Origin of the sequence: Virgibacillus sp. M23 (assembly GCF_034190895.1) — a bacterium.
GTDB lineage: Bacteria > Bacillota > Bacilli > Bacillales > Amphibacillaceae > Virgibacillus > Virgibacillus salarius.
In genome coordinates this window covers 103,636-115,776 of sequence record NZ_JAWDHA010000008.1, presented here as the reverse complement: position 1 = coordinate 115,776, position 12,141 = coordinate 103,636, and the positions used below count along the sequence as shown (strand labels likewise).

The 12,141-nt window shown below is 38.5% G+C and carries 8 protein-coding genes; 6 read left to right on the top strand and 2 right to left on the bottom strand.

Annotated features, from left to right (window positions below; genetic code table 11):
* Positions 1-397: 397 nt before the first annotated feature.
* Positions 398-1,921, top strand: coding sequence for an AbgT family transporter (locus RVS70_RS05190; RefSeq protein ID WP_026681860.1), 1,524 nt, complete (start codon positions 398-400; stop codon positions 1,919-1,921).
* Between the two features lie 719 nt (positions 1,922-2,640).
* Here the strand turns inward: RVS70_RS05190 and RVS70_RS05185 are convergent.
* Positions 2,641-3,993, bottom strand: a complete 1,353-nt coding sequence (locus tag RVS70_RS05185) for an aspartate aminotransferase family protein (protein ID WP_321132599.1) — start codon at positions 3,991-3,993, stop codon at positions 2,641-2,643.
* An 857-nt stretch (positions 3,994-4,850) separates the two neighbouring features.
* Between RVS70_RS05185 and RVS70_RS05180 the strand changes: the two genes are divergently transcribed.
* Positions 4,851-6,038 (top strand): M24 family metallopeptidase, encoded by a 1,188-nt coding sequence (locus RVS70_RS05180; protein WP_321132598.1) that lies wholly within the window; start codon positions 4,851-4,853, stop codon positions 6,036-6,038.
* A 610-nt stretch (positions 6,039-6,648) separates the two neighbouring features.
* Here the strand turns inward: RVS70_RS05180 and RVS70_RS05175 are convergent.
* Positions 6,649-7,617, bottom strand: a complete 969-nt coding sequence (locus RVS70_RS05175) for a 2-hydroxyacid dehydrogenase (protein ID WP_205389602.1) — start codon at positions 7,615-7,617, stop codon at positions 6,649-6,651.
* Positions 7,618-7,977: 360 nt separating this feature from the next.
* On the opposite strand from RVS70_RS05175, the gene RVS70_RS05170 reads away from it, so the two are divergent.
* The 4 genes from RVS70_RS05170 to alr are packed head-to-tail and all read left to right on the top strand — an operon-like array spanning position 7,978 to position 11,666.
* Entirely contained in the window at positions 7,978-8,634 is a 657-nt protein-coding gene (locus RVS70_RS05170; RefSeq protein ID WP_026679855.1) for a GntR family transcriptional regulator, read from the top strand.
* A gap of 25 nt (positions 8,635-8,659) precedes the next feature.
* Positions 8,660-9,634, top strand: a complete 975-nt coding sequence (locus tag RVS70_RS05165) for a pyridoxal-phosphate dependent enzyme (RefSeq protein ID WP_321132597.1) — start codon at positions 8,660-8,662, stop codon at positions 9,632-9,634.
* An 18-nt stretch (positions 9,635-9,652) separates the two neighbouring features.
* Positions 9,653-10,498: a D-amino-acid transaminase gene (gene dat / locus RVS70_RS05160; RefSeq protein ID WP_026679857.1), complete on the top strand. Its 846-nt coding sequence runs from the start codon at positions 9,653-9,655 to the stop codon at positions 10,496-10,498.
* A 25-nt stretch (positions 10,499-10,523) separates the two neighbouring features.
* Positions 10,524-11,666, top strand: a complete 1,143-nt coding sequence (alr, locus tag RVS70_RS05155) for an alanine racemase (protein WP_321132596.1) — start codon at positions 10,524-10,526, stop codon at positions 11,664-11,666.
* The last annotated feature ends 475 nt before the right edge of the window (positions 11,667-12,141 follow it).

Sequence of the window (12,141 nt, the reverse complement as noted above, 5' to 3'; positions counted from 1 at the left end):
ACCCCACGGAAAGGGAAGTGGGCAGCCGGAGTGGTGGTCAAGCAAGCAGTAGCTATTATTCCATAATAGCTACTAGAGGAAGCGTAAATCTGAGCATTTAGTGATAAGGACTGAGCGAATTTTGCTCAGTTTTTCTTAATCTGTCTTAAGTCTATTTATGGAGCATATATGTATCAATTGGTGAAGGTGATCATAGCGATATTAGCCTTCATGTAGTAGTATTGGCACAAATATCTTTTTTAATTGGAATAATATTGGGAAAAATATTATTATTTTTACTTATTTTGTTTCTATTTCCATTTATGGATATGCCTTATATAATGGATTACATGCGCTTACATTTTAGGTTTATTTTCAGAATATTACCCATTTGACAACAAGAGAAAGGAGAAATGATATGGGGAAGAAGAAAGGTGTATTCCAACGCTCGTTGGATGGCATTGAAGTAGTTGGAAATAAGTTACCACACCCAGTTACATTATTCGCAATATTGGCATTAATTGTATTGCTATTATCAGCAGCTCTTTCTCCTCTAGGAATTAGTGTAGAGCATCCTGGAGAAGAGGGGAAGATGGTAGAAATTAAAAATTTGCTAAATGCGGAAGGGATACAATATATTTTCACTAGCATGACGGATAACTTCATTGGGTTTGCCCCACTTGGAGTAGTATTAGTTACCATGTTAGGTATTGGAATTGCAGAACGCTCTGGTCTCATTAGTGCATTGCTTCGTGGGTTTGTCCTGTCCGTACCGAATCGTTTTATAACATTAGGTTTGGTGTTTGCTGGGATCATGTCAAGCGTAGCATCGGATGCTGGATATGTCGTATTACCACCGCTTGGTGCATTATTATTTGCGGCAATTGGTCGTCATCCATTAGCCGGTCTGGCAGCAGCTTTCGCGGGAGTATCTGGCGGGTTTAGTGCAAATTTATTTTTATCGGGAACAGATGCTTTACTCGGAGAGTTAACGATAGCTGGTGCTGCTGTCATTGATCCAGCTTATGCAGAGTCAATGAGTATTGCCATGAACTGGTGGTTTATCATTGTATCCGTTTTTGTGCTTACCATTATTGGTACATGGGTTACGGAACGTGTTGTAGAGCCCCGTTTAGGAGAATACAAAGGGGAGTATCGAGAGAAGATTGAGAAGCTAACCAGTATAGAGAAAAAAGGATTAATTTGGTCTGTTGTATCGATTATTATTGCTGTCATTTTAACCGCCTTACTCATCGTACCTGAAGGAGCTCCTATGCGTGGAACAGGTGATCAGCCAATTATTGATTCACCATTTATGGATTCATTGGTACCAATTATTGCTATTCTCTTCTTTATTCCTGGTCTCGTGTACGGGAAGGTAACAAAAGCAATTAAAAATGATAAAGATGTAGCTGGGCAATTGTCAGATACAATGGCTTCCATGGGTATGTTTATCGTATTAGCTTTTACCGCGGGACAGTTTGTTGCATATTTTAATGAATCTAACATGGGGTTAGTGCTAGGCGTATATGGTGCAGAGTTTTTACAAAATATTAATTTAACAGGAATACCATTGGTGCTCGTATTTATCGTATTGGCAGCCTTTATTAATATCTTTATTGGTAGTGCCTCGGCAAAATGGGCGATGATGGCTCCGATCTTCGTACCGATTATGATGCAACTAGGCTATTCTCCAGAGTTAACACAAATGGCGTATCGGATTGCAGATTCTTCAACGAATATTATTTCTCCACTGATGACTTACTTTGCAATTATTATTGCGTTCGCACAAAAATATGATAAAAAAATGGGAATTGGTACGTTAATTTCAACGATGCTACCGTATTCCATTTTCTTCCTTATCGGATGGACGATTATGCTTGTCGTGTGGATGCTGCTTGGTATCGAGCTTGGACCAGGTGCACCAATATTGTATAACTAAGGTCTTTAAAATCGAGTATAGCCTGTTAAAGGTATATACTCGATTTTTTTATAGTTTAGGAAATTGCAAAATTTTGCCCATGTGGATAAATATGCGCTTGTTGAGCTGCGTGCAACTCCAGTCGCTACGCTTCTAATCGGGCGTTTGCGCTAGGTAAAAAATAGTTTTGTAAATTGGCTCTTTGTCAAATGACGTTGGTCATGAATGTTATCCTGTATAAATTTAGTGCCGACTAACTAAGAAATAGTATTCAATAGGGATGAAAAACGGCGAGCGGTATGCCCTTGTTATCTTGCGCTTCAGGCGGTACGCTTACCGCGGGCACGGTCTCAGTCTCCGCACTCGCAAAGTGCGCTCGCTTACGGGGTCTTCACCTCGTGCTTTTCCCGCTGGTGTCGACCGCCTTCCATTCCAGATAACGAAAACAGTGTCCTTTATGAATAATCTTTTTTACACGTTACTCGCACATCCAAAAGCCTTTATGCTGTTTTTGGGTGTGTTGGCGTTCGAAATTTATCCCGCATATAACTGGCAGTAAGCCCCCCTCAAGCAGTGAAGAGAAACCATTATAGCTAATTGTGGGTTCAACTGCCAGTAAATGTCCGATTGGTTCGGGCCTACATGGAAGTAGGTCACAAAGGCGTTGCCACAGGACGTGGCGAATGAAGCCTTTGTACGTATATGTTTCAGTAAAAACCGGATGGAAGTTTCACTTTATACTAAATCGCAGCAATAGCATCCTTTAGGATGGTTACTAGATAATTAATTTCATCTCTTGATATAGAAAGCGGTGGTGACATCGTTATAATATTGTTATAGCCTGCAACCGTATCACTTGTTTTGCCAATTATGATGCCTTTTTTTCTACAATAGTTCACGACGCCTGCAGCTATGGTTTCATCAATTGGTTCCTTTGTTTGTTTATCTTTTATAAGCTCAATACCAGCTAATAGTCCTTTACCACGAATATCACCAACATTAGGGTGCGTATACAGTTCTTGTAATTCTGCGAGCAAATATTCCCCCAGGTTCGCAGCGTTAGTGACTAAATGTTCCTCTTCCATAATCTCTAAATTTCGTATAGCAACAGCACAAGCTGCTGGGCTGCCGCCAAATGTGTTAACATGACGGAAATGATCGTATTTCTTCGTTGAGGTTTTGAATTTTTCATATATGTCACGTTTTACAGCAGTTGCTGCTAGTGGCATATATCCACTTGTTAGTCCTTTAGCCATCGTAATTATATCTGGTTTTACATCATAATGCATAAATCCGAAGGGCTTCCCTGTTCTACCAAACCCGTTGATAACTTCATCAGCAATTAATAAGACACCGTGCTTATCACAAATCTCACGAACTTTTTTCATATAACTATCGTGGGGAACTAATATTCCGCCGCCAGTAATAATTGGCTCCATAATAAATCCAGCAATTGTTTCTTTGATCTCCCAAGTAATTGTGCGATCTAACTCATCAGCAGCTTGGTGACAGCATTGTTCATTTTCGTGCGTAAAAGGGCTCCGATAGCAATCCGGCGGTGTGATATGGACGAAGCCTGATGCTAATGGTTCGTATTTATAGGCCCGTTGATTTTGTCCACCGGCTGCTAATGTAGCTAAAGTGCTACCATGATACGAGCGATAGCGTGAAATAAATTTATAGCGATTAGGTGCATCAGTCTGTTGGTAATATTGGCGGGCAATTTTGAAGGCTGTCTCATTAGCTTCCGATCCACTATTGGAATAAAAAATAACATAATCGTCGCCTAGCCATTCATTTAATTTTTCACTTAATTTTATTCCTGGTATATGACTTTGTGTTAATGGATAATAAGGCATCTCTTTTAATTGCTGTGCACAGACGTCAGCTAGTTCATCTCGACCATAACCTACATTAACACACCATAATCCTGCCTGTGCATCAAGAAATTTATTACCGTCGATATCCGTGATCCAGATACCATCAGCTTTGGTGCTAATCATTGTACTGCTAGGGTTATATCTTTTCATGCCATGCCAAAGATACTTCTCATCTTTTTCCAACAGGTCCTCTTTTTTTATAGTTGGTTCCAATATAACAAACTCCTTTCTATAATCGGATCAAATAAAAAAGCTGAAAGTGAAAGATGGGAAAAGTAGCAAATGTGATATATGATGAATGAGGAATAGTTACTGTAGTGATTTCAGGTTGGCTCTCTTTGTCGTTTGTCGACAATTCAAGTTACCAATAATTAAACACATTTAAAGAAAATAGTCAATAAATTTATAAAATACAGAAAAATGATATAGACGATTAAACATTCAATTGCTATACTATTCTCAAGTGTAGTCTGTGACAAAATAAATGGGTAGAGGCAGAGATTGCTCTGTCTGCGCCCATTTTTAAATAGCATTTTCATCATTTATTGTGTTATTACATATATTTATAGTACACATTAGAAGAAAATATAACGTATTCCATACTTTTTAATTTGTGTGCATTATTTTGTATTTAATGCCGACAATCGACAGGCATGTTCTATTAATCCCACCCTTTTACCTCGCATATAACTGGCAGTAAGCTTCCCAAATAAAGTGAACCCAATATTGGTAAGAGGGGGGCACTGCTAGTAAATGTCCGATTGGTTCGGGCCTACATGGAAGTAGGCCACAAAGGCGTTGCCACAGGACGTGGCGAATGAAGCCTTTGTACGTGTTTGTTTTAGTAAAAACCTAATTGAGGTTTCACTTTATTTCTAATGCCTACTGTAACTGTCTTTTTAAACGCATGGGCAATGAAAAGTTCCTCGCCCATGATTGTTAAACTTTTCCAATCATCAAAGAAATTACAATTAACAACAATATTAATTCTTGTGATATTTATATGATCTACTTTGATGTTGGTGTTTTTCACTCAAGCAGCTTCACTTTAAATGAATGGAGGGGTTTGTATGGTGTTTTTTTCTATTTCTGAATATTATGAAAGGTTAATAAAAACAAAACACCGTATGGCTAATGAAGGAATTGAGGTTTTACTTGTCACAGATCCAGCTAATATGAATTATTTAAGTGGATATGATGCATGGTCATTCTACGTACATCAATTGCTTGTCATTTTTATTGATGAGGATCAACCTTATTGGATTGGCAGAGGGCAAGATGCTAGTGCGGCTTTCCACACATCTTGGTTAGAAGCGGATCATGTATATCCATATACAGATGATTATATCCAGTCTTCCGAAAAACATCCGATGGAGTTTGTCAGTGATTTTATTAAAGCTAAAAAGTATGACAAGAAAACGATTGCAGCTGAGTTTGATGCCTACTATTTCACAGCAAAAAATTTTATGAAGCTAAAAGAAAATCTGCCTAATGCTGTATTTAAGGACGGAACAAATTTAGTAAATTGGATACGAATTATTAAGTCTGATCAGGAAATAGAATGTATTAAAATTGCATCAAAAATCGCTGAAGGGGCGATGCAGGCTGCTTTTGATTCCATTGATGCTGGAGTAAGGCAATCCGATGCTGCTGCAGCAATTGCTCATGCCCAGATCCGGGGAACAGATGATTTTGGCGGAGATTACCCTGCAATTGTACCATTATTACCAACTGGTGATCGAACTTCAGCTTGTCATCTTACGTGGACAGATGAGCTATTCCGACAAGGTGATCCGGTAATTATTGAATTATCTGGTTGCTATAAACGATATCACTCACCTTTAGCTAGAACAATCTTTCTTGGTATGCCAGATGAAAATATTCAATATATCGCAGACGTCGTAGTAGAGGGGATAAATATAACGTTAGATGCCATTCGTCCAGGTATTTCTTGTGAAGAGGTAGAGGCTGTGTGGCGCAGAGTTATAGAGAAAAGTGGAATAAAAAAAGATTCGAGGCTTGGTTACTCAATGGGATTAAACTATCCCCCAGACTGGGGAGAGCATACTGCTAGTCTAAGAGCTGGCGATCATACAATCCTTAGAGAGAACATGACTTTTCATATGATACCAGGAATATGGCTTGACCATATGGGGGTTGAAATAAGTGAATCTTTTCGCGTAACAGATAAAGGCTGTGAAGTGTTAGCAGATTTTCCTCGTGAATTATTAGTAAAACCTAATATTCGATTAGCCTAAATATAGCAAAACGGTTCGTTTAAGGCAGAACGTAAGTGACTGCCTTGAACGAAGGTGGAAATAATATCCGTACTAATTTATCCCGCATATAACTGGCAGTAAGATCCCCAAATCACGCAATCAATTGAAACCAATATAGCTAAGTATGGGATCGACTGCCAGTAAATGTCCGATTGGTTCGTCTAACCATCCGAGGGGATAAACAAACTTCCCCACGGATGGAAGTCTCACTTTATCCCGCATATAACTGGCAGTAAGCCCCCCTCAAGTAATGAAGAGAAACCAATATAGCTAAGTGTGGGTTCGACTGCCAGTAAATGTCCGATTGGTTCGGGCCTACATGGAAGTAGGTCACAAAGGCGTTGCCACAGGACGTGGCGAATGAAGCCTTAGTACGTATATGTTTCAGTAAAAACCGGATGGAAGTCTCACTTTATCCCGCATATAACTGGCAGTAAGCCCCCATCTCAAGCAGTGAAGAGAAATCAATATAGCTAATTGTGGGTTCAACTGCCAGTAAATGTCCGATTGGTTTAAGGGCCTTTAGGTCATACCCTTGTGGTACTAACCATCCGTGGGGATAACAGCTCCCACGGATGGAAGTTTCACTTTATTTCCATACCGTATCATTAATTAAGTTTGGTGGCTTTTGTCCACGTAAACCTGCAAGCAAATTTTCGGCAGCTAATGCTGACATTTTTAATTCCGTCTCGCGAGTCGATGAACCAATATGGGGTAAGGTGACTACATTATCCATTTTCAATAAATCATTTTTAGGATCGACAGGTTCTTGTTCAAATACGTCAAGGCCAGCACCTGCGATATTGCCGTTTTTTAACGCTTGAATTAAATCCTGTTCGACAATTGTCTTTCCGCGAGAACCGTTAATGAAAATAGCTGTTTTCTTCATCAAGTTAAATTCCCGTTGACCAATCAAATGTTTTGTTTCTTTAGTTAATGGTGTAATCAGACAAACGAAATCAGAACGCTGTAATAATTGATCTAAGCTAGCGTAGGTTGCCTGAAATTTCTCTTCAGCTTCGGGCTTTCGGGTGCGGCTGTGGTAGAGAATGTTCATATCAAAACCATGATGAGCTCGTTGGGCAATGGCAAAGCCGATTCTCCCCATACCAATAATACCTACTGTTTTATGATGTACATCAGTACCATAATGTCTACTATCCAGTGATTCAACCCAATTACCTGATTTTACGAGTTGATTGAGTTCGGGGAGCCTTCTAGCTGTTGATAGTATTAAGCCAAAGACCATATCAGCGACTGTATCGGTCAGAATGCCAGGAGTATTAGTTGCCATAATCTTTCTATTAGTCAATGCTTCTAAATCTAAGTTATTGTACCCAACTGAAACATTACTAACAATTTTTAAGTTTGGAGCACGATCCAATAATTGACGATCAATCTTTAAATCGAGTCCAATAATACCATCTGCTTGTTGAAGAAAAGCTAAGAAAGCTTGATCTGAATTTGTATCCACATTCTTAAAAAATTGAACGTCATGGTTTTTTTGTAAATCATCAAGCACAGGCTTTTCGACGCGTTGATAGGCAAGAATTTTCATAATAAGCTTCCCCCATTCTGTACTATCTTAAAATTAAATTACTTTCAACATAGTAGGTTCTAATAAATAAGTCAAGGTCCATTTATCCCGCATATAACTGGCAGTAAGATCCCCAAATCACGCAATCAATTGAAACCAATATAGCTAAGTATGGGATCGACTGCCAGTAAATGTCCGATTGGTTCGGGCCTACATGGAAGTAGGTCACAAAGGCGTTGCCACAGGACGTGACGAATGTAGTCTTTGTACGTATATGTTTCAGTAAAAACCGGATGGAAGTTTCACTCTATTCCCCCTCTAACTAAATACTAATGTACTTGTCGACACATTTCTAAGAGGTAAAAAAAGGAGTTAATATCAATGAATGATAATGGCGTATTACTAAAAAAGTCTTTAGGTGAATTGATTGCTGAACAACTTCGCCAAGATATTTTAATACGGAAAATTGGATTTGGCGATCGGCTGATTGAGACGGATATTGCAGAGCGATTTGATGTCAGTCGAAGTACTGTGCGAGAGGCATTGAAGATTCTTGAACAGGAGGAGTTAGTGGTTAACAGAGCCCGTAAAGGCACATTTGTCTCTATGTTTACCAATCGTGATTTAGATGAGATGACTGAATTGCGTTTAATGATTGAAACAAACGCTTTTGTGAAAGCATTAAAACACTTGGAAAAAAAGCATTTTATACAATTGCTGTCCATTATTGAAGAAATGGAGTTGGAAGCACAAAAAGAAAATTGGGACCAGTTGTTTGGTCTAGATTTAAAATTTCATCAATATGTAATTAATAGGTGTGGTAATTCACGACTCATTAAAATATATGAATCGATAGCAGTTCAGATTCGGGTATACGTTGCTCATCTGGACAAATATTATTCAAGTCCAATCTCATATTATAAAGAACATAAGCAATTATATGAGGCATTGCTTACAAAGAACGCTAAATTAGTACAAAAACAAGTGGAACAGCATATTGCATATGTGGAAGATCAACTCTTAAGAAATAGTGACTAATAGTGAATTAAGGAAAGGGTGCGATATGAGAAAGGTTGACCTGTTGGATATTTGGAAAGCTCGCAAACGGATCGCTTCTATTGCTCAGCCTACCTCACTTGTCTATTCAAATGATTTATCGGACGTAACTGGAAAATCCGTGTATTTAAAGATGGAAAATTGGAATATAACGAATTCTTTTAAAATAAGAGGTGCAGCAAATAAGATCCTTAGTTTAACTCCAATGGAAAGAGCAAAGGGGATTACTACATTTTCCACTGGGAATTTTGGAGTTAGTGTTGGTTATGTTGCAAAACAGCTTGATATCGATGCTGTTATTTGTATTTCCAATAGAGTACCCAAAGCAAAAGTTGATGTATTAAGATCTACCGGTGCTCGTGTGGAAGTAATTGGTACATCACAGGATGACGCTGAAAAATATAGTTATCAATTGCAGCGAGAACATGGATTTACTGTTATCCATCCGTTTGATGATCCGTATGTGATAGCAGGCTATGGAACAATGGGGCTAGAATTGCTAGAAACTCTGCCTGAAGTAGATACCGTACTTGCTGGCTTATCAGGAGGTGGTATGCATTCTGGTCTTGGAGTAGCATTAAAGCAAACCAATCCGAAGCTATATCTTATTGGCGTTTCTACAGAAAGAGGAGCGGCTATGTATGAGAGTATGCAGGCGGGCAAGCCAATGGAAGTTACGGAAAATAATACGCTAGCAGATAGCCTTCTTGGTGGTATTGGTTTAAATAATCAATATACATTTTCCATGGTTCAACAATATGTAAATGACATTTTATTAGTAAACGAACAGCAAATTGCTAAAGGGATGGCTTTTATGCTCGATAAGCATCATCAAGTTATTGAAGGTGCTGCAACGGCAAGTATTGGAGCTATACTAGAAAATAAAGCTACTCTCATTGGTTCCAACGTCGTACTTATCATTAGTGGAAATCGTGTAGATACATCGGTGGTGTTAGATCTGGCAAAGAGGTATTCTCAATAATCATTAGGAGGTCTGGCGATGAATAAAATGTTATACAATCAAACGATTATGGATAGAAGTAGACTTATTGATATAGAGGATCGAGGATATCAGTTTGGTGACGGAGTCTATGAAGTTATTGGTGTGTATGATGGGGATTTTTTTCTATTGGATGATCACTTAAGAAGATTAAAAAGAAGTGCTGAAGCAATTCAAATGATGTTACCTTGTCCTATCGACACGTTGAAGGACAACTTAAAACAACTTGTAACGATGAACCAATTAAAGGAAGGTGTTGTCTATTTACAAATATCAAGAGGAGTAGCTGAAAGATGGCATCAATATCCAAGTAACGTTTCTCCTGTATTAGTTGCTTATACAAAAGTGGAAGAAACAATGAAGGAAGAAGCGAAAAATGGAGCAAAGGCAATTATAACGGAGGATATACGTTGGTTACGTTGTGACATAAAGACATTAAACTTACTACCGAATGTTATGGCCAAACAAAAGGCAGTAGAGAATAATGCGGTAGAGGCTATTCTCCATCGAGAGGGTATTATTACAGAGGCAAGTGCTTCTAATGTGTTCATTGTAAAAGATAATTGTGTAATGACACACCCAGCGAATCATTTCATTTTAAACGGTATTACAAGAATGAAAATACTTGAATTATGCTATGAAACTGGCATTCCAGTTCGTGAGTGTGCCTTTACTATAGATGATTTACGGATGGCTGATGAAGTTTTTATTTCAGCAACCAAATTAGATATTGTACCAATTGTATTTGTAAATGATCATAAGATTGGAACAGGAGAGCCTGGTGAAATCACTCGGGAGATTATCAATTGTTTTGCTGCAGCTATTCAAGACTTAAGTGAACGGTAGCTTCATTGTAAATGGGGGGTAGAAAATGTTCCAATTTGTAAATACATTAGCTGCTAGTCATACAATCGCGGAAGTTAATCTTACTGCATTTCGTTATAATATAATAATGGTAAAGAAACAATTAAAAAATTGTATGATGATGGCTGTCGTGAAAACAAATGCCTATGGTCATGGGATTGTTCCCATCGCTCAGGAAGCAATCCAAGCTGGCGCAGATCGGATAGGAGTGACCAGTGTTGAAGAAGGGTCTCTACTCCGTCAATGTGGTATCCATGTCCCAATACATATTCTACCACCTATAACCTCCTCACAAGCAAAGGATGTTGTATATCATCATTTGACAGCAACGATCAGTTCAGTAGATATAGCAGAATCGATTAGTAAGATGGCTGTTAGACAGCAAAAACGCATGCCTGTTCATCTAAAACTAAATACAGGTCTGCAACGATTTGGGATCGAACCAAATGATGCACTCTCCTTTTGTAAGGCTTGTTATCATTTACCCGGGCTGTCCTGGGAAGGGATATTCACACATTTTTCTAGTGCGGATGAAGGGGACTGGTCGACAACAGAAAACCAATTTCATTTGTTTACGCAGACGACAAAGAAGCTCCATGAAGCTGGATATTCCTTTCCCGTACACCATGTAGGTGCTTCGACAATCGCGATTGAAAGAGAGGATATGCATCTTGATATGGTACGAACTGGGATTGCCCTTTATGGATATACTCCAGATCGTAGACAGGATAAGCTGATTTCGTTAAATAGAGTATTGTCTTTAAAATCAAAGCTAATTCATATAAGGTCCTTACCGCCTGGTTCTAGTGTAGGATATGGTGGAGAATATGTAACGAAAGCGAATGAGAAGATCGGCGTTCTTCCTATCGGTCATGGTGATGGCTTTAAAAGATTACTTTCTAATAATGGCCTGGTGTTGGTAAAAGGCCAATGTGTACCGATAATTGGTACAATATCCTTGGATCAAACATTTGTAAACCTGACCGCTATTCCTAATGTTCATGAAGGAGATGAAGTTGTTATTATCGGAAGCCAGCATGAGCAGATTATCTCAGCGAGAGACATTGCCGATTGGATACATAGTAATATAGATGAAGTACTTGCTAGCTTAATGAGTCGGATTAAAAGGGTGTATGTAAACGATGGATAGAAGTAAGCTGGAGCTTTTCTAAGATACATAGAAAAGATAGAAAAAGAGTATCTACTTTTTTCTCCATCTCCTATTTCATTCGCAAAATAATGAACTAGTCTATTACTCGCTATTATCCTACATATAATTGGCAGTAACCCCCGCGAATTGAATTTTCACCTTTGTAGGTATAAGTATTGTCATAAACGTTTATATTAGTAAGGAAAACTATTTAATTGTCTGCCTTTCACTAGTAGGGCTTTTTTAGTATAGTAATAGTAGGCTAATTAGAAATAGATGTTTATTTAATTAGGTTTATCCCACTTATAACTGGCAGTAACACTCTCGCTTCAAATAAAGTGAAACCAATATTGGTAAGAGAGGATCGACTGTCAGTACATGTCTGATTGGTTCAAAGGCCTTTAGGTCATCCCCTTGTGGTACTCTACCAATCAGCGGGGGATAAACCAAACTTCACGGATTGAAGTTTCACTTT